This is a genomic window from Buchnera aphidicola (Uroleucon sonchi), assembly GCF_011035165.1.
Lineage (GTDB): Bacteria > Pseudomonadota > Gammaproteobacteria > Enterobacterales > Enterobacteriaceae > Buchnera > Buchnera aphidicola_BE.
On sequence record NZ_CP047588.1, the window covers coordinates 21,111 to 47,000 of the forward strand.

Here is a 25,890-nt window from a genome sequence, read left to right on the forward strand (position 1 = left end):
TATTTAATATTCGTTTCCTTTAACATACTGTCTATAACTATCCCATTCAAATGTTAACCATAAACTATTTCCTAAACGCATTCTATCGATTACTCTTTCACCTAATAAATTTTTCATGCCTTTATGATCTAAATTGGATAACATACCAGTAGAACGTTTAGATGATGATCTTCTGTCAACTATTTGATTGATAATCACTTTTTCGTAACGAGATTCAGTTTGCATCCCAATTTCATCAATCATTAATAAATCAACACTACTGAGATTATGTAATAAATTCTCTTCAGTTATATTACTCATTCCATTGAATGTTCCTTTTATATTTGACATCAAATCAGCTACTGTAACAAGTAAAATACTTTTTCCATGTAAAATTAAATAGTTTCCTATTGCTGATGCTAAGTGATTTTTTCCAGTTCCAGGTTTGCCTGAAAAAATAAAACTAGCAATATTATCATTAAATTTTTCAGCATATTTTTTTGATGCTATCAGTACTTTTCTTTGTCCATCGTGTTCGATTTTATAATTGTCAAATGAACAATTCATATATAATTCACGAATACCTGATCTTCCTAAAATACGTTGCATTTTCATAGCTTTATTTGCACGTAATATTGATTCAGAAGAAATTCTTCCTTGTTCTTGATTCCAAGCAAGTAAATCTGCATCATTATCAAATTTAGGTTTAATATTTTTCGGCATTAAGCGTTGAAGACGTTTCAAGAAGTCAGTAGAAAATATCATTATTTACCTCGAAATCCATATGGTACTGTTTGATCAGGGGTTGGTATAGATGTAATATCTCGTTTTTTTGGTAGTGTATATTGAATTGATCTACTTTTTTGTAGACTTCTAGCTAATTTTTGTTGCCATTGTATGTGATAAAAAAAGCACCCTTCTGCTTCCCAATAAGAAATAAAAGCAGCTAATTCTGATTTAGATACTTCTTCAGTTAAAATAATACCCCATAAAGCCGCTTGACGTATAAAATTTTTATCAGGTCTCCAATGTGAATGCATAGAAAATTTTTTATTTATATTTATTGTTTTAATATTTTTATGATTTGTTAAATTATATTGTGAATTAAATATTTTATTGAATGTTTTAGGAGTAATGACATAAAAAATAGTCGAATTATTTTCTAATATTTCAATTATACCTTTATTAGCATGTTCTATTATTTTCGTTGGATTTTGACAAAATATATCAATATTAATTTTATCAGAAACTAAAATTTTCATAAATATTTTACCTGATGTCATTTATAATTTTTTAAATAGTAGTTGTGTATTATTTATTTCATCAAAAATGTTTTATATTTTTATTTATTAACAATATATAAATAATATTCTATTTGATTCTGATTTTTTTGTTTATATAATATCCAATTATTTGGTATAGTAAGGGATTTATTTTTTTCTTGTTCTATATAAATAATTGAATTTTTTTTTGTCCATTTTTTATTGTCTAATAAGTGAATAGTTTTTTCAACTAATCCTTGATAATAAGGAGGATCAATAAAAATTATATCATAGGGTGTACCAGTTTTTTTTAACCAATGTAATGTATTAGTGCATATAATTTCTGCATTGGATATATTTAGTATTTTTATATTTTTTTTGAGATTCCAGAATGTTTTTTTTTCTATTTCCAATAAAGTGAGAAATTTTGCGTAGCGCGATATAGCTTCAATTCCAAGAGCGCCACTACCAGAAAAACAATCAAGACATTTTGCATTTTTAATATCTTTAGATAACCATTGAAATAGTGTTTCTCGTATTTTATTAGTAGTAGGACGTAAATTATAATAATTATTAAAATATATTTTTCTACCTTTAAATTTTCCAGAAATAATGTAGACTTTTCCATTTCTTTTACAAAAAGAATTATACATGTTATTAGGCTATTTTATTAATAATACAATTATTTTTAATTGTTAATAATTTTACAATTAATATTGTAATTAAATTTAACTTGTAAGTTTTAATTATAAACATCATACTTAATTAATTAATTAAGGTAAATAAATATGAAGAGTAATAAAAAAGATAATTTTTTTTCTTGGTTCAGTTCTAAAATAAAAAAAGAAAAAACAAAAGATATTATACAAAACAATAATAAAAAAAAAAATAATATAGCTATATTAAATAAAATTGATAATTATATTGATGACAATGTTACAGATAATACAATTATAAAAACTAATTTTTTTTCACGATTAAAAAAAGGTTTAACAAAAACAAAGCAATTATTACATAATAGCATTAATAATATTTTTTTATCAAAAACTATAGATGATGCTCTTTTTGAAGAATTAGAAGAAAAAATGTTACTTGCTGATATTGGAATCAAGACTAGTAATCGAATTATTAGTAATTTAATACAAGATGTCAATCGCATAGATTTAAAGAATTCTAAAAAAATTTACTTTTTATTAAAACAAAATATGTATAATATTTTAAAAAAAGTAGAAATTCCTTTAGAAATTACAGATCATCAACCTTTTGTTATTTTAGTAGTAGGAGTAAATGGAACAGGAAAAACGACCACTATAGGTAAATTAGCAAAAAAATATAAATCTGAAGGAAAATCTGTCATGTTAGCTGCGGCAGATACATTTCGAGCAGCTGGAATAGAACAATTACAAATATTAGGAAAAGCACATAATATACCAGTAGTAGCACAAAATTCTGGTTCAGACCCAGCAGCAGTAATTTTTGATGCAGTTAAATCAGCGAAATCAAAAAAAGTAGATATATTAATTATTGATACTGCTGGAAGATTGCATAACAATTTGCATTTAATTGAAGAGTTAAAAAAGATTGTTAGAGTTACTAAAAAGCTAGATGTATCTGCTCCACATGAAATAATGTTAATTATTGATGCTTGTAATGGACAAAATACTATTAAACAAACAGAGATTTTTCATAAAGCATTAAATTTAACTGGTATAGTGATTACTAAATTAGATGGAACTGCGAAGGGAGGAGTTATTTTTGCATTAGCAGATAAATTTAACATTCCAATTCGTTATATTGGTATTGGAGAAAATTCTAAAGATTTAGGTATTTTTAATAGTGATGAATTTATTCATGCGCTATTCTTAGAATAAAAGAATATTTTTAAATAAAATTTGAATTTTATAAAAATTTAATAAATTATTTTTTATAAATCTTTGATTTATATTTTTAATTACAGTATTATACATTATAAGTCCCACATATTAATAATTCAGTCTATATAATTCATTGATGCGGGAATTGAAATGATTAACAAAGTACAGATTTTATCTGTAACACCACCAAGTAATTTAGATGCATATATCAGAATAGCTAATTTATGGCCCATGCTATCTATTGAAGAGGAAAAAATACTTACTACACGATTACGTTATAATGGCGATTTAGATGCTGCAAAAACTTTAATTTTATCTCATCTCCGATTTGTTATCCATATTTCACGTAACTATTCAGGATATGGCTTGCTTCAATCTGATCTTATACAAGAAGGAAATATAGGATTAATGAAAGCAGTACGTAAATTTAATCCAGAAATAGGAGTTCGTCTTGTATCTTTTGCTGTTCACTGGATTAAATCAGAAATACATGAATATGTTTTACGTAATTGGCGTATTGTAAAAGTCGCAACAACAAAATCTCAAAGAAAGTTGTTTTTTAATTTAAGAAAAACTAAAAAAAGATTAGGTTGGTTTAATGAAGAAGAAATTAAAATCGTTGCCCAAGAGTTGGGAGTGAGTAAAAAAGATGTCAGAGAAATGGAATCACGCATGTCTGCTCAAGATGTGACTTTTAATCCATTACCAGATGAAGACTGTGATGGTAAAATTAATGTTTCTATGCAATATTTAGAAGATAAAAAATCTAATTTTGCTAATGATGTAGAACAAGATAATTGGGATAAACATGCAACTTATAAACTAAGTAATGCGTTATCACGATTAGATGAACGTAGTCGAAATATAATTTATGCACGTTGGTTAGATAAAAATCATAAAAATACTTTACAGACGATTGCAGACCATTATGGCATTTCTGCAGAAAGAGTAAGACAGTTAGAAAAAAATGCAATGAAAAAATTAAAAATAGCTATAGAAAATTAAATTAAAAAAATAATTAAAATGTGATGTTTTTTATATTATTACGGAGTATGAGATTAAGTTGTGTTAAATAGAAAACTCATACTCTTTAAAAATTTGGAATTGATAATAAACTGCATATAATTTAATCAACATTTTTATGAAACAGTAACTGATTTAGCAAGATTTCTTGGTTGATCAATATTTTTACCTTTTATTAAAGCAATATAATAAGCTAGTAATTGTAAAGGAACAACATAACAAATAGGAGCGATTAATTCTTCTATATGTGGTAGTTTTATAATATTTATATTATCTTCATAGTCAAATTTTTGATCAGATAAAATATAAACTATACCTCCTCTAGCAGAAATTTCTTTAATATTTTGTTGATTTTTTAATAATAATGAATTTTTAGGAGCTATCATAATCACTGGCATATTTTCATCGATTAATGCAAGAGGGCCATGTTTAAGTTCTCCAGATGCATAGGCTTCAGCATGAATATAAGAAATTTCTTTAAGTTTTAAAGCTCCTTCTATAGCAATAGGATATTGATCTCCTCTTCCAAGAAATAATATATTATTTTTATTTGATAAATTTTGAGCTATATTTTTTATATCCTGTGTTTTTTTTAAAATCTCCTGAATTTTTTGTGGTAAATTTTGTATTGTTTTTATAATTGCTTTTGAAGTATTATCATTAATTTTTTTTAAAGTAATAATTTTAGCAATTAACATTAGTAGTACAGTTAATTGAGTAGTAAAAGATTTAGTTGAAGCAACTCCAATTTCTAAACCAGCTTTAGTTAATATATAACAATCTGATTCTTTAACTAATGATGATCCTTCCATATTGCAAATAGTTAAATTTCCTAAATAATTTAGATTTTTAGAATATCTTAATGCTGATAGTGTATCAGCTGTTTCTCCTGATTGAGATAACGTAATAAATAAACTATTTTTTCTAACAACTAATTTTCTTGATGAAAATTCAGATGCTATTTCTACATCACAAGGTATATTAGCTAGTGATTCAAACCAATATTTTGCTACCATAGCAGCATTATATGAAGTACCACATGCTACTATGTGAATATGTTCTGTATTAATCAATAAATTATCTTTTTCTAGATCTAATTCATCAAAATGTATTGTTTCATTATCTTTTAAGCGATTTTTTAAAGTGTTTTGAATAGAATAAGGTTGTTCATATATTTCTTTTTCCATATAATAATGATATTTACCTTTTTTTATAGATTTATATTTTATTGTAGATACAATTTCTTTTCTATTAATTTTAATATTATATTTATTAAATATATCAATTTTATTATTTTTAATAATAGCAATATCACCTTCTTCTAAATATATAAAACGTTTTGTTACATGCAATAATGCAATTTGATCTGATGCAATAAAATTTTCTTCTATTCCTAGTCCTATGACTAATGGACTACCAGATCGTATTGCAATTAATTTTGATGGGTTATTTTTATCCATTACAACCATGCTATAATTACCATATAATTTTTTAATACTATTTTGTATCACTTCTTTTAGACAATATTTTTTTTTATTTTGCTCCCAATGTAATAAATGAGCAATTACTTCTGTATCAGTATCTGAATAAAATTGATATCCTTGTTTTTTTAAAAAAACGCGTAGTATAGAAAAATTTTCAATTATTCCGTTATGTACAATAATAATGTTTGATGAAATATGTGGATGAGTATTTTCTGTTGAAACTTTTCCATGGGTCGCCCATCGGGTATGAGCAACACCAATATTTCCTGATATTTTCATGCTATTAATTTTTTTTATAAGTGCATTAACTTTTCCAACACAACGAATTCTAATAATATTGTTTTGATTATCTATTATTGCTAAACCTGAAGAATCATATCCTCGATATTCTAACTTTTTCATTCCATTAATGAGAATATTAGTAATATTACGTTTTGTTACTGCAGCAATGATACCACACATATTCGCTCCTTTTATTATTTAATAAAAATATGTTGTTTATTAGAAATTGATAACCTATTTACTTAATGCATCTGTATAATTATTTTTTATGAAATTTTTGGCTTTTTTTCCAATTTTTTTTATAGATTTGTTCTTTTTTATCATATACTAAACATTTGACGTTCACATCTTTTTTAACCGTTGTCCCGGCTGCAATAGTTGTATTTTTTATAATTTTTATAGGAGCAATTAATTGTGTATTAGCCCCTATAAATACATTATTACCAATAATTGTTTTAAATTTATTAACACCATCATAATTACACGTAATACTTCCAGCTCCAAAATTTACTTTAGAACCAAGCTCAGCATCACCTATATAACTTAAATGTTTTACTTTAGATTTTTTTTGAATAATACTATTTTTTATTTCAACAAAATTTCCTATTTGCACATGTTTATCTAATATAGTATTAGATTTGATATGAGAGAAAGGTCCTATTATACAATTTTTTCCTATTTTACAATTTTCGATAATTGTATATGCCTGAATATGTGTTTTGCTATTAATACTACTATTTTTAATAATACATCCAGGGCCAATTTTAACATCATCACCTAAAATAACATGGTTTTCAATGATTACAGATGTATCTATTTCAACATTTTTCCCGTGTTTTAATGTCCCTCGTAAAATAAAATGAGAAGAATCTTTTAATATAACTCCATTATTAAGTAATGTATTGATTTGTTTTTTTTGTAAAATATTTTCTAAAATAGACAATTGTAGTTTATTATTTACGCCTAATATTTCGTCTTGATTTAATGGTTGTATTGTTTTTATAGAACAATTTTCAAAATAGGCTAAAGCAATAATATCTGTTGCATAAAATTCTTTATTTTTATTTTTATTATTAATTTTTTTTAACCATCTTTTTAAATCTTGACTTTGTGCAATAAATGTTCCAGAATATATTTCCTTGATATTTTTTTGTTTCTCATTTGCATCTTTTTCTTCAACTATGCCACTAACTTTTCCTTTTTTTCGTAAGACACGTCCATATCCATAAGGATTATTAACTTTCATAGTTAATAAACTAATTTGAGAGATTTTTTTGGCATGTTTTAATTTTTTTATTGATTCAATAGATATTAAAGGAACATCTCCAGATAATACTAAAATATCTTCATTATTAATAATATTTTTGATAGCTAATAATATTGCATGACCAGTTCCTTTTGGATTTTTTTGAATAACCCATTCGATAGGAATATTATTACAATTAGATACCATAATTTTTTTTTTATTATTCCATACTAATATAATTTTTTTAGGTTTAATAGATCTAGCAGTATGAATAACATGATCTAAAATTGTTTTTCCTCCTAAGTAATGTAATACTTTAGGATAGTTTGATTGCATTCTAGTGCCTTTTCCAGCAGCAAGTATTACTACAATAATTTTTTGTTTTAACATAAATATCCTTTTATGGATGTTTTATAATATAGCTATCAATAAAAATATTGTATTAAAAGCAAATGAATAATTGTATATCTTTTAATATTTTTATTATATTAATATTGATATACATGACATTTTAATAAACATGAATATATAAAATATATTTTGATTAGGTTATTTGTATGTACAAAGTAATTGTTTTCGATTTAGATGGAACTTTATTATCTTCAAAAAATAAAATTACAAAATATACTCAACAAGTTATAGATATTTTAAGAACAAAAAAGAAATTATATTTTATTTTAGCTACAGGTCGTCACTATATAGATGCTATTAAAATAAAAGATATTTTAAAAATTAACTCGTTTATGATTACATCAAATGGAGCTAAAATTTATGATTTAAATAATAAATTAATATTTAGTGATACTTTAAATGACAATATTGCTTCAGTACTATGTCAAATTGTATATCAAGAACCAGATATTATTACTCATATACATCAAAATGATCAATGGTATATAAATAATCAAAATATAAAAAATCGGTTTTTACCAGATTATTCATTATTAAAATATCAATATTTTCATCCTAATTTTTTAGTTTATAAAAATATTAGTAAAATTTTTTTTACAAGCTATAATCATCAAAAATTATATATTCTTAGAAAAAAAATTATTGACTTATTTCAGAAAAATGTTTGTATTAATTTTTCAGATTCTGCTTGCCTAGAAATTACATCTGAAAAAAGTTCTAAAGGTTATGGATTACAATTAATATCGCATTTATTAAAAATATCTTTAGATAATTTTATTGCCTTTGGTGATGGCATGAATGATAAAGACATGTTAACTATTGTTGGAAAATCATATATTATGAAAAATGCAGATATAAATCTAAAAAATTCCTGTCCACACATTGAAATTATAGATAGCAATGATAATAATGGTGTAGCAGAATGTTTGTATAATCTGTTTATTAGAAAACAAAATATAGTATAAATTTTAAATGATTTTGATAATTGTTTAATAGTGATACTCTTCTAATAAGTATTTATTATATAACATATAGTCTATTAATCATTATAAGATACAAGTTTATAACATAAATAAATTGTTTTATAATTAATCTTTTATTATATATGTCCTAATTTAATCTTTTCTGAAATTTATTTTTATTTATTAAATATGTAATATTAATTTATTATTTAAATTATATTCTATTTTATAATATAAAATGAAAATTATATTTTTATATAATTATTAGAATATAATAAATTTATCTTTTATATTAATAATATATATGATTTAAGAAAGTTATAAAGAATATTATTATAGTATATCTATTACTGAATAGATCAATGTGTTTATAATTTTATCAATATAATATTTTAAGAAAAATATTATTTTTAGAATCAAAAATAATTTTTTAAATGATATCTATTTTATTAAATCAATCAATGGAAAATATAAATATTAATAATATAACAATATATAACTCTTAACATATGGTTAAATAATATTTTTATATTTGATTAGATATATTAAAATATTATTAAATATATTATTTATACAATACAAATAAAATACTTTTTTAAAACAATATATTAAATAAAATGGTTATTTTATAATCAATTATTAAGATTGTAATTATTTATAATTAATTAAATTAATTAGATAATACTCAGTGAGTGTCATTAAATATACATTTGATTGAACTTAATAAATATTTTTAATGTAAATATGATATTTGAATGAATTAATTTTTTTGTAACATTATTGTATTTTAATCACCAATTATTTATAGTTAATAATTTTTTATAATACTACAATTATATAAGATACTCTAAAATATAGTAAATTGTATATTTTATATAAATTTTAAGAAATCATTAAGTTATTAATCATAGGATATTTACAATGATCATTTTAAATCATATTCTCGGATTTCCAAGAATAGGTTTGCATCGTGAGTTAAAAAAAGCTCAAGAAAAATATTGGTCTGGCAATTTAACTTCTAATGAACTTATACTAGAAGGCTCTAAAATTAGACAGAAAAATTGGGAGACACAAAAAAAATCAGGGATTGACTATATACCTGTTGGAGATTTCGCTTGGTATGATCATGTTTTAACAACAACTATGATGTTAGGAAATATTCCAAACAGACATTTGATTAATTCTAATAGTGATATTGACATAGATTGTTTATTTCGTATAGCGAGAGGTTGTGCTCCAGATATTTCTGCATCAGAAATGACTAAATGGTTTAATACTAATTATCATTACATTGTTCCAGAATTTTACAAAAATACAGTATTTAAGTTTTCTTGGAAGCAAATTTTGGATGAAGTAGATGAAGCATTAGCATTAGGATATAAAGTTAAACCAATAATTTTAGGTCCTATTACATATCTTTGGTTAGGAAAAGTTAAAGGAGAATACTTTGATCGTTTAAATATATTACAAGATATCATTCCAGTTTATCAGTACCTTTTAAAACAATTATTAAATAGAGGTATTGATTTTGTACAAATAGATGAACCTGCTTTAGTCTTAGAATTACCTAAAAAATGGCAAGATGCTTATTATAGTGTTTATGAGCATTTGAATATAGGTGTTAAATTATTACTTACAACCTATTTTGATAGCATTCAACATAATATGCATTTTATTCGACACTTACCAGTTCAAGGTATTCATATTGATTTAACATGTGGAAAATATGATTTAATAAATTTTATTTCAAAAATACCACAAGAATGGATGTTATCTTTAGGTGTAATTAACGGTAGAAATATTTGGCGTGCTGATCTTATAAAATGGTTTAAATTAATTTATCCTATTTTAAAAAATAGTCGTAAAGATATATTAATTGGCTCATCTTGTTCATTATTGCATACCCCTATTGATTTAAAAATAGAATCCAATTTAGATGTAGAAGTACAAAATTGGCTGGCTTTTGCTGTGCAAAAATGTCAAGAATTAAAATTATTATCTGATGCGTTAAATACTAATAATATAGATTTAATCCAAACATGGAGCTTGCCAATTCATAATCGTATTTTTTCAAATAAAGTAAATAATATTGCAGTAAAAAAACGCTTATCAAATCCTTTAAATTATCAATATCAACGTGCTGATGTCTATCATATTCGTTCTTTAGAGCAAAGTAAAAAGTTTAATTTTCCTATATTACCTACAACAACTATTGGTTCTTTTCCTCAAACTGTTGATATCAGAAAAGTACGAAGTGATTTTAAATTAGGATTAATTAGCGAACAAGAATATCATGAAAATATCAAAAATCATATTAAAAAAGTTATTAAAATACAAGAAGAATTAGATATTGATGTTTTAGTTCATGGTGAATCTGAAAGAAATGATATGGTAGAATATTTTGGTGAACATTTAGATGGATTTGTATTTACAGACAATGGATGGGTACAAAGTTATGGTTCACGTTGTGTTAAACCTCCTATTATTATCGGAGATGTTAGTCGCATTAAACCTATTACTATAAAATGGTCTAAATATGCTCAATCTTTAACAAAAAAACCTGTTAAAGGCATGTTAACAGGACCAGTAACAATTTTATTATGGTCATTTCCAAGGGAAGATATTTCATTAAAAGAAATTGCAACACAAATAGCATTTGCATTACGCGATGAAGTATTAGATTTAGAAAAAGAAAAAATAGAAATTATTCAAATTGATGAGCCAGCATTACGAGAAGGTTTACCTTTACATAAAAGTGCTTGGTCTGAATATTTATCATGGGCTGTGAAAACATTTCAACTAAGCTCGTCAAGCGTCAAAAATACTACACAAATTCATACACATATGTGTTATTCTGAATTTAATGATATTATAGATTCTATTTCTTTATTAGATGCAGATGTAATTACTATTGAAACAGCTCGATCAGATATGAAATTATTAAAATCATTTCAAAAATTTAAATATCTTAATGAAGTCGGTCCTGGTATATATGATATTCATTCTTCTAATATACCTAGTATAGATTTAATTTGTAAATTATTAAATGCTGCAAGAGCATATATTCCTTTCAAACGTTTATGGGTTAATCCAGATTGTGGTTTAAAAACAAGAAATTGGGATGAAGTAATATTATCTTTAAAAAATATGGTAAAATCGGCGAAAAAAATTCGAGATCAAATTCAAAAAAATTAACAAAATTAATTGCTAACATAATATTAAATCATCTTTTAGAATATTTCAAAATCTAAATGATGATTTAATGTTGATAAATTTTATTTAAATAATAGTAATAGTATTTTTTATATTCCATTTGATTATTTTAAATAAAATTAAATTAAAAATTTTATTTTTTGTTTTTCTTAAAAAATATAATTAATGTTTAAAATGACGCTTATTAGTAAAAATCATTGCTATATTATGTTCATTTGCAGATTGAATAATTTCTTGATCGCGTATTGATCCTCCTGGTTGAATAATACAACTAATACCAATAGAAGCTGCGCTATCAATACCATCTCTAAACGGGAAAAAAGCATCAGAAGCCATAGTAGCTCCAAAAGTATTATAACCTTGATCTTGTGCTTTTATATTTGCTAGTTTAGTAGAATCAATTCTGCTCATTTGACCTGCTCCTATACTAAGTGTGACTTGATTACGTCCATATACAATTGCATTTGATTTGACAAATTTAGCAACAGTCCAGCAAAAAATAGCATCTTTCAATTCTATTTGTGTTGGAATTCGCTGACTAACAATAGTCCATTTTTTATGATTTATATCATGTATATCATATTCTTGTACAAGTAATCCATTTGTAATTCTTTTTAAATCTAATCCTTTTATATTATTTTTAAATTCACCAGTAATTAATATTCTAATATTTTTTTTAGTTTTTAATATTTTTTCTGCTAATATATGAATTCCAGGAGCAATTATAACTTCAATAAATTGTGTATCAATGATAGCTTGAGCTGTTTTAATATCTAAAATATCGTTAAAAGCAATAATTCCACCAAATGATGAAATAGGATCAGCATGATATGCTGATAAATATGCGTCTAAAATGCAATTACTGGTTGAGACACCACATGGATTTCCGTGTTTCACAATAACACATGTTGGCTTTTTAAATTCTTTTACACATTCTAATGCGATATCAGCATCTATCATATTATTATATGATAAAGTTTTTCCTTGTATTTTTTGTGCAGTGCTAATTGTTCCATTTGGTAAGATATCTTGTTCTACATAAAAAGATGCTTTTTGATGATGATTTTCACCATATCTTAAATCTTGTTTTTTTATAAAAGAAAAATGTATTATTTTAGGAAATAAATTAGTATTATGTTGTTTATTAAAATTATTATTTTTAATAAAATATTCTGAAATAATTTTTTCGTAAGATGATGTATATGCAAAGGCTTTAGATGCTAAATTAAACCTTGTTTTTATGTCCATAGTATTGTTTTGAATAGATGCAATGATATTGTTAATATCATTAACATCTACAATAATAATAACATTTTGATAGTTTTTTGCCGCTGCTCGTACTAATGTAGGGCCTCCAATATCAATATTATTTATAGCATCATTAATATTATCTTGTGACATACTCGTTTTTTTATTTTCAAAAGGATAAAAATTCACAATAACTATATCTATAGGTACAATATGATATAGCTTCATAATTTGTTCATCTTTGTCTGTTCTTCTTAAAATACCACCCATAATTTTAGGATGTAAAGTTTTTATACGTCCATTCATAATTTCAGGAAACTTTGTATAATCTGATATTTTTGTTACTGGTATATTATTTTTTTTTAAAATATCTGCAGTGCCATTGGTTGAAAATAATTTTATTTCATTTTTAATTAATTTTTTTGCAATTGTTACAATATTTGTTTTATCTGACACACTAATTAAAGCATTTTTTATAAGATTGTTTGGTAACATAATAGATTTTCTTTTTTTAAAAAACTAAATAATTTATTATATAATATCAAGATATTATTTTAATATTTATACTTGTTGAAGAAATATTTATATTTTAAAAATTAATAACATTAAATATCATATTGTGTATATGAGGGGCATTATGCCCCTATAAATATTTTGCAGATTATTAAATTATGATGATCATTTAATTGCATTTTTTAACGTTTTACCAGATGTAAAACTTGGCACTTTAGTAGCAGGAATTTGTATTTCTTTACCTGTTTGAGGGTTTCTTCCTATACGAGATGATCTTAAATTAACTTTAAAGGTACCAAAACCAACTATTTGTACAGATTCTCCTTTTTTTAAAGAGTCAATAATAGTAGATAATGTGGTGTCTAAGGTGAGTTTAGCTTGTGTTTTAGATACATTGGATTTTTTAGATATTACATTAATTAATTGAGTTTTATTCATTATTTTTCCTTTTATTTTAATATAAAAAATAATAATTTATTAATTCATTATTTTATAAATTTAGATAGAAAATTTTATTTGCAAAATATATTATTTATATTTTACGTTTTGTAATACATATTAAATGTAAAAGAAAACATATAATTTTTTTGTATTGTATGAATGAATATTTATCTTATGAAAACAAATATAAAAAAAGAAGATTTTTTGAAAATTCATTAATTATAGATATTAAACTATATAATATATATTAAAATTATTAAAAAATATTATTATTTTAAATATAATAAAATATTGATTTTTAAAAATGAAGCGTGTATTAAATATTTTAAAAATTTAATGTTTTAAATCCGTTATTTATATTTTATTATAATATAAAATAAATAATTTTAAGAACAATTAACAGATTAAAAATAATTCTCTTAATAATATTATCATTTCAACTATTATATTTTTATGAGGCTGCTTTTAGAAGCAGCCATAAGTTAAATATGTATCAAAATATTCGTTATAAACTAAACATATTTTTTATTTTTCTGTAAGAGTGGAATTTAATAATTCTGAAAGACTAGCAGAAGCTTCTTCAGCATTAAATTGAGAACTACTAACTATTGGATTGTTATGTTTTTTTTGTCTACGATTAAAGCGTTCTGTATGATATGCATATCCCGTTCCTGCAGGAATTAAACGTCCTACAATAACATTTTCTTTTAAACCTCTAAGTTCGTCTTTTTTCCCTGCTACTGCAGATTCTGTTAATACTCTTGTTGTTTCTTGAAAAGAAGCGGCTGATACAAATGATTCTGTTGCAAGTGATGCTTTTGTAATTCCTAATAAATCTCTTAAAAAACTTGCAGGTATTTTTTTATTTTTTTCTAAAATACGATTAGCAATTTTAATTCGAGAAAACTCAACTTGTTCACCTTCTAAAAAAATTGAATCTCCTGATTTCACTATAGTAGCTTTTCTTAACATTTGTCTAATTATAACTTCAATATGTTTATCATTAATCTTTACACCTTGAAGTCGATATACTTCTTGCACTTCATTAACAATATATTTTGTAACTGCTTCCACGCCTCTTAGCCTTAAAATATCATGTGGAGATTCTGGACCATCAGATATAATATCTCCTTTTTCTACTCTTTCTCCTTCAAAGACATTTAATTGCCTCCATTTTGGAATCATTTCTTCATATGAATCATTTCCGTTAACAGGAGTAATAATTAATCTTCTTTTTCCCTTAGTTTCTTTTCCAAAAGATATAATACCATTAATTTCTGCTAAAATTGCTGATTCTTTTGGTCGTCTAGCTTCAAATAAATCTGCTACTCTTGGGAGACCACCAGTAATATCTTTAGTTCCTCCTGATTCTTGTGGTACTCTTGCTAATGTGTCACCAGAACTAATTTTTACACCATCTTCAAGTTGTACAATAGCTTTTCCAGGTAAAAAGTATTGTGCAGGCATATCTGTTCCTGAAATTAATACATCATTACCGCTAATATCAGTAATCTTCAATGCTGGTCTTAAATCTTTTCCAATTGACATTCTTTCTGCTGTATCTAATATAACTATAGAAGATAAACCTGTTAATTCATCAGCTTGCCTTGTAATACTTTGCCCATCTATCATGTCTATAAATCGCACAAAACCATTTACTTCAGTGATAACTGGAATAGTATGTGGATCCCATTTTGCGACAGTTTCACCTGAATGTACTTTTTCACCATCTCCTTTGGCCATAACGGCTCCATAAGGAACTTTATAGCTTTCTTGAGTTCGACCAAAATGATCAATAATGTTTAATGCAACATTTCTTGAAGTAATAATAATTTTTCCATCAGAGTTTTTGACAGATTTAGCATTATTCAAGTGAATTATACCCTGAGTTCTAACTTGAATACTAGATTCTGCTGCTGCTCTTGATGCAGCTCCTCCAATATGAAAAGTTCGCATAGTTAATTGCGTTCCAGGTTCTCCGATAGATTGAGCTGCAATTACTCCTATCGCCTCTCCTTTATTGACTAAATTACCACGAGCTAAATCACGACCATAACAATAAGCACATACACCAAAATCAGTATCACAGTTGACCACTGATCTAACTTTAACAGTATCTATAGAGTTTTTTTGTAGCAAATCACATAATTGTTCATTAAGTAATGTATTTCGTTTAATTAAAGTATTTTTAGTATTAGGAATATTAATGTCATTTGCGGTAACTCTCCCTAATACTCTTTCGCGTAAAGGCTCTTTAACGTCTCCTCCTTCAATTAATGGTGTCATTACAATGCCTTCATATGTTTGACAATCATCTTGTGTGATAACTAAATCTTGTGCAACATCTACTAAACGACGTGTTAAATATCCAGAATTAGCAGTTTTTAAAGCAGTATCTGCTAATCCTTTTCGTGCTCCATGAGTCGAAATAAAATATTGTAATACATTCAAGCCTTCTCGAAAATTAGCTGTTATTGGTGTTTCAATAATAGAACCATCAGGTTTAGCCATTAAACCTCTCATGCCAGCTAATTGACGAATTTGTGCAGCAGAACCTCGTGCTCCTGAATCTGCCATCATAAATATACTGTTAAAAGATGTTTGTTTTTGCCTAATACCTGTTTTATTTATTACCGATTCTGTAGATAAATTTTTCATCATAGCTTTTGCTACACGTTCATTTGCTGCGGCCCAAATATCAATAACTTTATTATATCTTTCACCTGCTGTAACTAAACCTGATTGAAATTGTTCTTGTATTTCTGCTACTTCAATTTCTGCTTCATTAATAATATTTGCTTTTTTATCAGGTATAACCATATCATCAATACCAACCGAAGAACCTGATCGAGCTGCATAAGCAAAACCAGTATACATAATTTGATCTGCAAAAAATACAGTAGGTTTAATACCTAAAATCCGATAACAAGTGTTAAGCATTTTAGAAATATCTTTTTTTCCTAAAGTATGATTAATAATATTAAAAGGAAGTCCCTTAGGAATAATCATCCATAAAATTGCTCGTCCGATAGTGGTAGAAACGATTTTTTTTATTGCAGTAAAACTTTGATTTTCATTTTTTTTATATTCTACTATTCTTACTTTAACTGCAGCATGTAATTCGGCAATTCCTAAACGATATACTTTCTCTGCTTCATTAGCACTATTCAACAACATGCCTTCGCCTTTGCTGTTAATTTTTTCTCGAGTCATATAATATAAACCTAAAACAACATCTTGAGATGGAACAATAATTGGTTCTCCATTAGCTGGAGATAAAATATTGTTTGTCGACATCATTAATGCTCTAGATTCTAATTGTGACTCTAGAGTAAGAGGAACATGTACAGCCATTTGATCACCGTCAAAATCAGCATTATAAGCTGCACATACTAAAGGATGAAGTTGAATAGCTTTTCCTTCTATTAACACTGGTTCAAACGCTTGTATACCTAATCTATGCAAAGTAGGTGCTCGATTTAACAATACTGGATGCTCACGAATAACTTCATCTAAAATGTCCCATACTACTGATTCTTCTCTTTCTACCATTTTTTTTGCTGCTTTAATAGTAGTTGCTAATCCTCGTACTTCTAATTTGCCATATATAAATGGCTTAAATAACTCTAATGCCATTTTTTTAGGTAATCCACATTGATGTAAATGCAAATAAGGACCAACAGTGATTACTGAACGACCAGAATAATCTACACGTTTTCCAAGAAGATTTTGTCGAAATCTTCCTTGCTTGCCTTTAATCATATCAGCCAATGATTTAAGAGGTCTTTTATTAGAACCAGTAATTGCTCTTCCTCTTCTTCCATTATCCAATAATGCATCTACTGCTTCTTGTAACATTCTTTTTTCATTTCTTACAATAATATCTGGAGCTGATAAATCTAATAAACGTTTTAAACGATTATTTCTATTAATAACTCTGCGATATAAATCATTTAGATCTGATGTAGCAAATCTCCCTCCATCTAATGGTACTAACGGCCTTAGATCAGGAGGTAGTACTGGTAATACATTTAAAATCATCCATTCAGGTTTATTATGAGACTGAATGAACGATTCTAGTAATTTAATTCGCTTTGTTAATTTTTTTCTTTTTGTTTCAGAATTAGTTTCATTTAATTCTAATCTTAATGTATTACATACTTGTATTAAATTAATATCTTTCAATAAGAATTGAATTGCTTCTGCACCCATAGTTGCATGAAATTCATCTCCAAATTCTTCTAATGCATCTAAATATTGCTCTTCAGTTAAAATTTGATATTTTTCAAGATTTGTCATACCTGTTTCTATAACTACATAAGATTCAAAATATAATACTCTTTCAATATCTCTTAAAGGCATATCTAATAGTAATCCTATTCTTGATGGCAAGGATTTTAAAAACCAAATATGAGCTGTAGGAGATGATAATTCAATATGACCCATACGTTCACGTCTTACTTTACTTTGCGTTACTTCTACTCCACATTTTTCACAAATTACCCCTCTATGTTTTAATCTTTTATATTTTCCACATAAACATTCATAATCTTTGACTGGACCAAAAATACGAGCACAAAATAATCCATCTCGTTCAGGTTTAAATGTGCGGTAATTAATAGTTTCAGGTTTTTTAACCTCACCAAAAGACCAAGATCTAATCATATCTGGTGAAGCTAATGAAATTTTAATGGCATCAAAATCTTCATTTTTAGTTTGAGATTTAAGAAATTTTAGTAAATCTTTCACAAATTATCTCTCATTAGAGTAAAACTTTTTAAGATAGTTGATTTATAAATTTTTTTTGCAATTGAATGTCTATTATTATTCACCTTCTAATTCAATATTAATACCTAGAGAGCGAATTTCTTTTAATAAAACATTAAAAGATTCTGGCATACCAGGTTCCATTTGATGATTTCCATCAACAATATTTTTATACATTCTTGTTCTTCCATTAACATCATCAGATTTTACTGTTAACATTTCTTGTAATGTATAAGAAGCTCCATATGCTTCTAATGCCCAAACTTCCATTTCACCAAAACGTTGTCCGCCAAATTGAGCTTTTCCACCTAAAGGTTGTTGAGTGACTAGACTATAAGAACCAGTAGAACGAGCATGCATTTTATCGTCTACTAAATGATTTAATTTAAGCATATACATATAACCTACTGTAACAGGTCGTTCAAATTTTTCTCCTGTTCTTCCGTCAAAAAGTATAATTTGACCAGAAGTAGGTAAATTTGCAAATTGTAGCATTTGTTTTATTTCATGTTCTTGTGCTCCATCAAACACTGGAGTAGAAATAGGCAGGCCATGTTTAAAATTATTTGCTAAACATAATATTTCTTTGTCTGAAAATGTATCAAAGTTTATTTTTTGACGTAAATTATTACCTAAATTGAAAGCTTTTTGTATGAATTTACGTAATTTAAATATATTATTTTGAGTTTTTAACAAAGTATTTATTTGATCTCCAATTCCTTTTGCTGCCATACCTAAATGTGTTTCTAATATTTGTCCAATATTCATACGAGATGGAACACCTAAAGGATTTAAAACAATATCAACTGGGACACCTTTTTCATCATAAGGCATATCTTCAACTGGATTAATTTTAGAGATTACTCCTTTATTTCCATGTCTTCCTGCCATTTTATCACCAGGTTGAATTTGTCTTTTAACAGCTAAATATACTTTAACTATTTTTAAAATCCCTGGAGCAAGATCATCGCCTTGAGTAATCTTTTGACGTTTAATATTAATTTTTTTTTCAAATGTTAATTTTAATTCATTGTGTTGTTTTTCGAGTTTTTCTATTATTTTTTTTTTATTTTTTTCTTTTATTTCAATAGAAAACCATTTTTCATACGACATTGAATTAAGTTTTTCTGTATCAATATTAAAAGATATTAGTGTTTTTTTTATATGATTAAATAAACTGGATTCGAATATTTTAAATTCTTCTGTTAGATCTTTTGTTGCTTGTCTGATCTGCATATCTTCAATTTCTAAAGTTCGTTGGTCTTTTTTTACACCATCTCTTGTAAATATTTGTACATCTATTACAGTACCTGAAACTCCATTAGGAACTCGTAATGATGAATCTTTGACATCTGATGCTTTTTCACCAAAAATAGCACGTAATAATTTTTCTTCGGGTGTAAGTTGTGTTTCTCCTTTTGGAGTTACTTTACCAACTAATATATCTCCTCCAGTGACTTCAGCTCCAATATAAACAATACCTGATGCATCTAATTTTGATAATGCAGCTTCTCCTACATTAGGTATATCTGAACTAATATCTTCTGGCCCTAATTTAGTATCTCGAGATATACATGACAATTCTTGAATATGAATTGTCGTGAAACGATCTTCTTGTACTACTCTTTCTGAGACAAGAATTGAATCTTCAAAATTATATCCATTCCATGGCATAAATGCTACACGCATATTTTGTCCTAAAGCAAGCTCTCCTACATCGGTAGATGGTCCATCTGCTAATACATCACCTTTTTTAATTTTTTCACCTAATGTGACACATGGTTGTTGATTAATGCAAGTGTTTTGATTTGATCGAGTATATTTAGTTAAATTATAAATATCAATGCCTGCTTCTCTAGACTGCATTTCTGTTTCATTGACTTTTACAACTATACGAGAAGCATCTACATATTGAATAAAACCATTTCTTTTAGCAACTATTGTGACTCCTGAGTCAACTGCTACTGCTCGTTCCATACCTGTTCCAACTAAAGGTTTATCTGTTTTTAAAGTAGGAACTGCTTGACGTTGCATATTTGCACCCATTAAAGCTCGATTTGCATCATCATGCTCAAGAAAAGGAATTAAAGATGCACCGACAGAAACAATTTGTTGTGTAGAAACATCCATGTAATCAATTTGATGAGATTGAAATAAACTCGATTCACCTTTATGTCGACATGTTATTAAATCATCAGTAAAAAAACCATTTTTATCAATATTAGTATTAGCTTGAGCAATAATGTATTTGCCTTCTTCTATAGCTGATAGATACTTAATTTCTTTAGTTACTACGCTATTTTTAACTTTTCTATAGGGTGTTTCTAGAAATCCATATGAATTCGTTTGGGCATATACAGATAAAGAATTAATTAATCCAATATTTGGACCTTCTGGTGTTTCAATAGGACATACACGTCCATAATGAGTTGGATGAACATCACGAACTTCAAATCCTGCTCGTTCTCTAGTTAAACCTCCTAGTCCTAAAGCAGAAATACGTCTTTTGTGTGTAATTTCAGATAAAGGATTATTTTGATCCATAAATTGTGATAATTGACTAGAACCAAAAAATTCTTTAACAGCAGCTGATATTGGTTTAGCATTAATTACATCTTGTGGCATTAAAGTATCTAAATCACCTATAGATAGTCTTTCTTTAACTGCTCTTTCTACTCGAACAAGACCAATTCTAAACTGATTTTCTGCCATTTCACCTACTGATCTAACACGTCTATTTCCTAAATGATCAATATCATCTACTTCACCTTTTCCGTTTCGGATATCAATAATTTTTTTTATTACATCAATAATATCTTCTTTATTTAAAGTTCCTGACCCTTCAATATCTTGACGTAAAAGAGATCGATTAAACTTCATTCGTCCAACAGATGACAAATCATATCTATCTTCAGAAAAAAATAAATTTTCAAATAAATTTTCTGTAGCTTCTTTGGTAGGCGGTTCTCCAGGTCTCATAACTCGATAAATTTCTACTAATGCACTCATTTGATCATAAGACGAATCTATTCGTAATGTTTCTGATATATATGGCCCATGATCTAAATCATTAGTAAACAATGTTTCAATATAATGAAATCCTGATTTTTTTAATTTTTCTAATATTTCTAAAGACAATTCTGTATTAGCAGAAATAATTTTTTCTCCTGTTCTTTGATCTATATAAGTTTTAGATACTACTCTACCTAATATATATTCAATTGGAACAGTAATACTGGTGATATTATCATTTTTTAATTCCTGAATATGTTTAGCTGTAATACGACGTCCTTTTTTCACATATATTTTTTCGTTTTTTTGAATATCAAAAGAAGCTGTTTCACCTCTTAGTCTTTCAGGAACCAATTGTAATGCAATATTATTATTATTGATTTTAAAAATATTTTTTTCAAAAAAGATATTTAATATCTCTTCTGTATTATAATTTAAGGCACGTAAAATAATGCTAACTGGCAATTTTCTACGTCTATCAATTCTAACAAATAAATTATCTTTTGGATCAAATTCAAAATCTAACCAAGATCCACGATAAGGAATAATTCTAGCATTATAAAGAACTTTTCCAGAAGAATGCGTTTTACCTTTATCGCTATCAAAGAATACTCCAGGACTACGGTGTAACTGAGATACTACTACTCTTTCTGTGCCATTAATTATAAACGTTCCATTACTTGTCATTAATGGAATTTCACCCATATAAACTTCTTGTTCTTTTATATCTTTTACAGTTGCTTCTAATATTTCACGTTCATAAATAACTAAACGCAATCTTACTCGTAATGGTGCTGAATAAGTTGCTCCTCTGATTTGACATTCTTTAACATCAAATATCGATTCGCCTAAACGATAGCTAACATACTGCAATTCAGAATTACCGTTATAGCCATGTATAGGAAATACAGAACGGAATGCAGCTTCTAAACCGTATTCACCACGTAAATCTGGTTGAATAAATTTTTTAAAAGAATCTAATTGAATCGAAAGAAGATATGGTATATCTAAAACTTTAGGACGTTTGCCAAAATCTTTACGAATACGTTTTTTTTCAGTATAAGAGTAAATCATGGGGTTCCTAATCTCGTTGACAGATAAGTTAAAAAATTAATTTATCATTTTGTCTGAAGGGGAGAGACAGTTTTAATATTTTTAAGAATTTTAATTTTTTTTAATAAGTTTTTATAAACATTTTTTAGAAATAATTCGAATTGTTTATTGATAAGGCTGGCGTATTATCATCACCAGCCATATGTAAAATTTTATTAAATGATTATATTTGATATGTTTATTTCACTTCTATTTCAGCGCCTACATCTTCTAATGTTTTTTTAAGTGATTCTGCATCTTCTTTATTAATATTTTCTTTTAAAACTATTGGAGCTGATTCTACTAAATCTTTTGCTTCTTTTAATCCTAATCCTGTTGCGCTACGTACTGCTTTAATAACTGGAACTTTATTTGGACCAATAGATTTTAAGAACACATCAAATTCTGTTTTTTCTTCATTTAATTCTTTTTCATGATTATTGTTACTATTCAGAGACATGTTAGCAGATACACCAAACTTTTCTTCCATAGCTGCAATAAGATCTACAACATTCATTACTGACATTTTTGATATAGCTTCTAAAATTTGTTCTTTCGTGATAGACATAAAAATAATTCCTAATAACAATAATATTTATTTTAGATGTTATTAATACATCAAAAATTAACCTTAAGAGAGGTTTCTTTTTTTTGTTTTATAGCAGATAATGTATAAACAAGTTTACCAGAAATTAATATCTTCATTGTTAATAGAAGTTTAATTATTGCTTCTTGATAAGTCGGCATATCTGCAAGTTGATTAATTTCTAAATCAGAGAGTAATTTTTCTTCAAACGCTCCTCCTATAATTTTAAATTGTTGATTATTTTTTGCAAATTCTTTAAATAATCTAGCGCAACTACCAGGATGTATCATAGAATAGCCAATAAAAGTAGAACCTTGTATTTTTTTTTTTAAACATGCAAATTTAGTGTTTTTAATTGCTAAAGATAATAGAGTATTTTGAATAATACTCATTTTTACGCCCATTTCACGTCCAGACTGTCTTAATTTATTAATTTTATTAACACAAATATTTTGAGAATCTGCGATTATGGCTGATAATGCTGTATTAGATAGTTTGTTGATTTTAGCAACGATCATCTTTTTTTTATCAAGACTTAATGCCATGGATTAGATTCTCCTATTTTATCTTTATTGATTTTGAGAGAAATCATTTATTTCGCTGTGTTCTAAAAATTTTTTATTAAAAATAAAAATTTTATAATTTCATTGATATTTAACTAAAAAAATTTTTTTCAATAAAAGCATTTATTAATATAATTATATTTATTTCAGATAAATAAAAAAACATGTAAAAAAAAGGACATTATTATAATTAATTTTTTTTCTGTCGTAAAGAAAAAATAATTTTTCTAGATGAATAAATTAGATTGATCAACTGTTAACCCTGGACCCATAGTTGTTGATAATGTAATTTTTTTTATATATGTTCCTTTAGATTGAGGAGGTTTAGATTTTTTAATAGATTCTAAAAATATATGACAGTTTTCTTTTATATGTTCTTCAGTGAAACTAATTCGACCAATTGTAGCATGAATGATGCCATTTTTGTCATTTCGATATTTAACTTGTCCTATTTTTGCATTTTTAATTGCTTGAGCGATATTTTTAGTAACAGTTCCTAATTTTGGATTGGGCATTAAATTACGAGGTCCAAGAATTGGTCCTAATTGTGTTACTATCTTCATAGCATCAGGAGAAGCAATAACCGTATCAAAATTTATTCCTTCTTTTTTAATTTGATCAACTAAATCTTGCATTCCTACATATTCTACTCCTAAATTTTGAGCTATTTCAATATTTTTACCTTGCGTAAAAACTGCTATGCGAACAGAACGGCCAATGCCGTTTGGTAATACAGTTAATCCTCTTATATTTTGATCTGATTTTTTAGGATTAATCCCTAAATTAATAGCAATATCAATACTTTCATCAAATTTTACTGTAGATGTTTTTTTTAGTAGATTAATAATTTCATTAATATGATATAATTTTTTTAAATCAATCTGATCTTTAATTTTTTTGATTCTTTTAGTTGTTTTTCTCATATTATTCCTCAATTATTAATCCCATTGATTTTGCTGTTCCTTCAATGGATCGCATCATACTTTCAATATTAGCGCCACTCATATCATTTTTTTTAATTTGGGCTATTTCGCGTATTTGTTCACGACTAATTTTTCCTGATATTTCAGATTTATTTTTACTAGATCCGGATTTAATTCCAGATAATTTTTTTAACAAAATAGAAGCAGGAGGAGTTTTTGTAATAAATGTAAATGAACGATCAGTATAAACTGTGATAATTACTGGTATTGGCAGTCCTTTTTCTATATTTTCTGTTTGTTTATTAAATAATTTACAAAATTCCATAATATTCACTCCTTTTTGTCCTAAAGCAGGTCCAATAGGAGGACTTGGATTAGCTGTTCCAGCTGAAACTTGAAGTTTAATATATGCTTGTATTTTTTTAGCCATTGTTTTTCTTCTTTATAAAAAATCAAAATATTTAAAAATATTAATTTTTTTCTACTTGTCTAAAATCTAATTCTACAGGAGTAGATCTCCCAAAGATAGAAACAGATACTTTTAATCTACTTTTGTCATAATCTACTTCTTCTACTACGCCATTAAAATCTGAAAAAGGACCATCGTTAACACGAATCATTTCTCCTGGTTCAAACAAAGTTTTAGGTCTTGGTTTATCTCCAATTTGACGTAATCGATTAATAATAATTGCCACTTCTTTATCACTAATAGGTGAAGGTTTATCTGATTTTCCTCCAATAAATCCTAATACTTTAGGAATATTTCTAATTAAATGCCAAGTTGAATCTGTCATAATCATTTGAATCAATACATATCCTGGAAAAAATTTATATTCACTTTTTTTTCGTTGCCCGCCTCTGATTTCAACCACTTCTTGAGAAGGAACCATGACTTCTCCAAAGAAATTATGCATATCATTTAATTTTACATGTTCACGTATTGATTGTGCGACACGATTTTCAAATCCAGAAAAGGCTTGTAATACATACCATTTTTTTACTTTCATAC

18 protein-coding genes are annotated in these 25,890 nt (G+C 26.2%); 4 read left to right on the forward strand and 14 right to left on the reverse strand.

The window, feature by feature from the left end; genetic code table 11:
* Window positions 1-3 precede the first annotated feature (3 nt).
* The 3 genes from dnaC to rsmD form a co-directional block, all read right to left on the reverse strand.
* On the reverse strand, window positions 4-744 hold the full coding sequence (dnaC, locus tag GUU85_RS00105) for a DNA replication protein DnaC (protein ID WP_163118841.1): 741 nt from the start codon (window positions 742-744) through the stop codon (window positions 4-6).
* Window positions 744-1,241, reverse strand: a complete 498-nt coding sequence (gene dnaT / locus GUU85_RS00110; RefSeq protein WP_163118843.1) for a primosomal protein DnaT — start codon at window positions 1,239-1,241, stop codon at window positions 744-746. Before dnaT ends, dnaC begins: the two co-directional genes overlap by 1 nt.
* An 80-nt stretch (window positions 1,242-1,321) precedes the next feature.
* A complete protein-coding gene (gene rsmD / locus GUU85_RS00115; RefSeq protein ID WP_163118845.1) occupies window positions 1,322-1,894 on the reverse strand; it encodes a 16S rRNA (guanine(966)-N(2))-methyltransferase RsmD in 573 nt (190 codons plus the stop codon).
* Between the two features lie 135 nt (window positions 1,895-2,029).
* Here rsmD and ftsY point away from each other — a divergent pair, with 135 nt between their 5' ends.
* Together ftsY and rpoH are read left to right on the forward strand one after the other, a co-directional pair.
* Window positions 2,030-3,112, forward strand: coding sequence for a signal recognition particle-docking protein FtsY (gene ftsY, locus GUU85_RS00120; RefSeq protein ID WP_163118853.1), 1,083 nt, complete (start codon window positions 2,030-2,032; stop codon window positions 3,110-3,112).
* Between the two features lie 153 nt (window positions 3,113-3,265).
* Window positions 3,266-4,120: an RNA polymerase sigma factor RpoH gene (gene rpoH / locus GUU85_RS00125; RefSeq protein WP_163118855.1), complete on the forward strand. Its 855-nt coding sequence runs from the start codon at window positions 3,266-3,268 to the stop codon at window positions 4,118-4,120.
* A gap of 134 nt (window positions 4,121-4,254) precedes the next feature.
* Here rpoH and glmS read toward each other — a convergent pair whose 3' ends face one another.
* Window positions 4,255-6,084, reverse strand: a complete 1,830-nt coding sequence (gene glmS / locus GUU85_RS00130) for a glutamine--fructose-6-phosphate transaminase (isomerizing) (protein WP_163118857.1) — start codon at window positions 6,082-6,084, stop codon at window positions 4,255-4,257.
* Between the two features lie 79 nt (window positions 6,085-6,163).
* Window positions 6,164-7,540: a bifunctional UDP-N-acetylglucosamine diphosphorylase/glucosamine-1-phosphate N-acetyltransferase GlmU gene (gene glmU / locus GUU85_RS00135; RefSeq protein ID WP_163118859.1), complete on the reverse strand. Its 1,377-nt coding sequence runs from the start codon at window positions 7,538-7,540 to the stop codon at window positions 6,164-6,166.
* Between the two features lie 167 nt (window positions 7,541-7,707).
* Between glmU and GUU85_RS00140 the strand changes: the two genes are divergently transcribed.
* Together GUU85_RS00140 and metE are read left to right on the forward strand one after the other, a co-directional pair.
* The gene (locus tag GUU85_RS00140; RefSeq protein WP_163118861.1) at window positions 7,708-8,526 is read left to right on the forward strand and encodes a Cof-type HAD-IIB family hydrolase; all 819 of its coding nucleotides are present in this window, start codon (window positions 7,708-7,710) and stop codon (window positions 8,524-8,526) included.
* 918 nt (window positions 8,527-9,444) lie between these two features.
* Window positions 9,445-11,718 carry a 5-methyltetrahydropteroyltriglutamate--homocysteine S-methyltransferase gene (gene metE / locus GUU85_RS00145; protein WP_163118863.1) on the forward strand — a complete coding sequence of 758 codons (2,274 nt, stop codon included), beginning with the start codon at window positions 9,445-9,447 and terminating at the stop codon, window positions 11,716-11,718.
* A gap of 180 nt (window positions 11,719-11,898) precedes the next feature.
* On the opposite strand, the gene purH is transcribed toward metE, so the two are convergent.
* The 9 genes from purH to nusG all read right to left on the reverse strand — a co-directional run bounded on the left by purH (window position 11,899) and on the right by nusG (window position 25,888).
* Window positions 11,899-13,479 carry a bifunctional phosphoribosylaminoimidazolecarboxamide formyltransferase/IMP cyclohydrolase gene (gene purH, locus GUU85_RS00150; RefSeq protein ID WP_163118864.1) on the reverse strand — a complete coding sequence of 527 codons (1,581 nt, stop codon included), beginning with the start codon at window positions 13,477-13,479 and terminating at the stop codon, window positions 11,899-11,901.
* 183 nt (window positions 13,480-13,662) lie between these two features.
* Window positions 13,663-13,935 (reverse strand): HU family DNA-binding protein, encoded by a 273-nt coding sequence (locus GUU85_RS00155; protein ID WP_163118866.1) that lies wholly within the window; start codon window positions 13,933-13,935, stop codon window positions 13,663-13,665.
* A 528-nt stretch (window positions 13,936-14,463) separates the two neighbouring features.
* Window positions 14,464-18,687 carry a DNA-directed RNA polymerase subunit beta' gene (gene rpoC / locus GUU85_RS00160; protein WP_163118868.1) on the reverse strand — a complete coding sequence of 1,408 codons (4,224 nt, stop codon included), beginning with the start codon at window positions 18,685-18,687 and terminating at the stop codon, window positions 14,464-14,466.
* A gap of 75 nt (window positions 18,688-18,762) precedes the next feature.
* A complete protein-coding gene (rpoB, locus tag GUU85_RS00165) occupies window positions 18,763-22,791 on the reverse strand; it encodes a DNA-directed RNA polymerase subunit beta (RefSeq protein ID WP_163118869.1) in 4,029 nt (1,342 codons plus the stop codon).
* 217 nt (window positions 22,792-23,008) lie between these two features.
* Window positions 23,009-23,377: a 50S ribosomal protein L7/L12 gene (rplL, locus tag GUU85_RS00170; protein ID WP_163118871.1), complete on the reverse strand. Its 369-nt coding sequence runs from the start codon at window positions 23,375-23,377 to the stop codon at window positions 23,009-23,011.
* 50 nt (window positions 23,378-23,427) lie between these two features.
* Complete coding sequence (gene rplJ, locus GUU85_RS00175) at window positions 23,428-23,940, reverse strand: 50S ribosomal protein L10 (RefSeq protein WP_163118873.1); 513 nt, start codon at window positions 23,938-23,940, stop codon at window positions 23,428-23,430.
* Between the two features lie 245 nt (window positions 23,941-24,185).
* Window positions 24,186-24,881: a 50S ribosomal protein L1 gene (gene rplA / locus GUU85_RS00180; protein ID WP_163118874.1), complete on the reverse strand. Its 696-nt coding sequence runs from the start codon at window positions 24,879-24,881 to the stop codon at window positions 24,186-24,188.
* Between the two features lies 1 nt (window position 24,882).
* Window positions 24,883-25,311, reverse strand: a complete 429-nt coding sequence (rplK, locus tag GUU85_RS00185; protein ID WP_163118876.1) for a 50S ribosomal protein L11 — start codon at window positions 25,309-25,311, stop codon at window positions 24,883-24,885.
* A 40-nt stretch (window positions 25,312-25,351) separates the two neighbouring features.
* Complete coding sequence (gene nusG / locus GUU85_RS00190) at window positions 25,352-25,888, reverse strand: transcription termination/antitermination protein NusG (protein WP_163118878.1); 537 nt, start codon at window positions 25,886-25,888, stop codon at window positions 25,352-25,354.
* Window positions 25,889-25,890 lie beyond the last annotated feature (2 nt).

What these genes read in the sequence shown, in the direction of transcription:
- dnaC (WP_163118841.1), bottom strand. Translation starts at nt 744, where the DNA reads ATGATATTTTCTACTGACTTCTTGAAACGTCTTCAACGCTTAATGCCG.
- GUU85_RS00140 (WP_163118861.1), top strand. Translation starts at nt 7,708, where the DNA reads ATGTACAAAGTAATTGTTTTCGATTTAGATGGAACTTTATTATCTTCA.
- rplA (WP_163118874.1), bottom strand. Translation starts at nt 24,881, where the DNA reads ATGAGAAAAACAACTAAAAGAATCAAAAAAATTAAAGATCAGATTGAT.
- metE (WP_163118863.1), top strand. Translation starts at nt 9,445, where the DNA reads ATGATCATTTTAAATCATATTCTCGGATTTCCAAGAATAGGTTTGCAT.
- ftsY (WP_163118853.1), top strand. Translation starts at nt 2,030, where the DNA reads ATGAAGAGTAATAAAAAAGATAATTTTTTTTCTTGGTTCAGTTCTAAA.
- nusG (WP_163118878.1), bottom strand. Translation starts at nt 25,888, where the DNA reads ATGAAAGTAAAAAAATGGTATGTATTACAAGCCTTTTCTGGATTTGAA.
- purH (WP_163118864.1), bottom strand. Translation starts at nt 13,479, where the DNA reads ATGTTACCAAACAATCTTATAAAAAATGCTTTAATTAGTGTGTCAGAT.
- rsmD (WP_163118845.1), bottom strand. Translation starts at nt 1,894, where the DNA reads ATGTATAATTCTTTTTGTAAAAGAAATGGAAAAGTCTACATTATTTCT.
- rpoH (WP_163118855.1), top strand. Translation starts at nt 3,266, where the DNA reads ATGATTAACAAAGTACAGATTTTATCTGTAACACCACCAAGTAATTTA.
- glmU (WP_163118859.1), bottom strand. Translation starts at nt 7,540, where the DNA reads ATGTTAAAACAAAAAATTATTGTAGTAATACTTGCTGCTGGAAAAGGC.
- rpoB (WP_163118869.1), bottom strand. Translation starts at nt 22,791, where the DNA reads ATGATTTACTCTTATACTGAAAAAAAACGTATTCGTAAAGATTTTGGC.
- rplL (WP_163118871.1), bottom strand. Translation starts at nt 23,377, where the DNA reads ATGTCTATCACGAAAGAACAAATTTTAGAAGCTATATCAAAAATGTCA.
- rplK (WP_163118876.1), bottom strand. Translation starts at nt 25,311, where the DNA reads ATGGCTAAAAAAATACAAGCATATATTAAACTTCAAGTTTCAGCTGGA.
- dnaT (WP_163118843.1), bottom strand. Translation starts at nt 1,241, where the DNA reads ATGAAAATTTTAGTTTCTGATAAAATTAATATTGATATATTTTGTCAA.
- GUU85_RS00155 (WP_163118866.1), bottom strand. Translation starts at nt 13,935, where the DNA reads ATGAATAAAACTCAATTAATTAATGTAATATCTAAAAAATCCAATGTA.
- glmS (WP_163118857.1), bottom strand. Translation starts at nt 6,084, where the DNA reads ATGTGTGGTATCATTGCTGCAGTAACAAAACGTAATATTACTAATATT.
- rplJ (WP_163118873.1), bottom strand. Translation starts at nt 23,940, where the DNA reads ATGGCATTAAGTCTTGATAAAAAAAAGATGATCGTTGCTAAAATCAAC.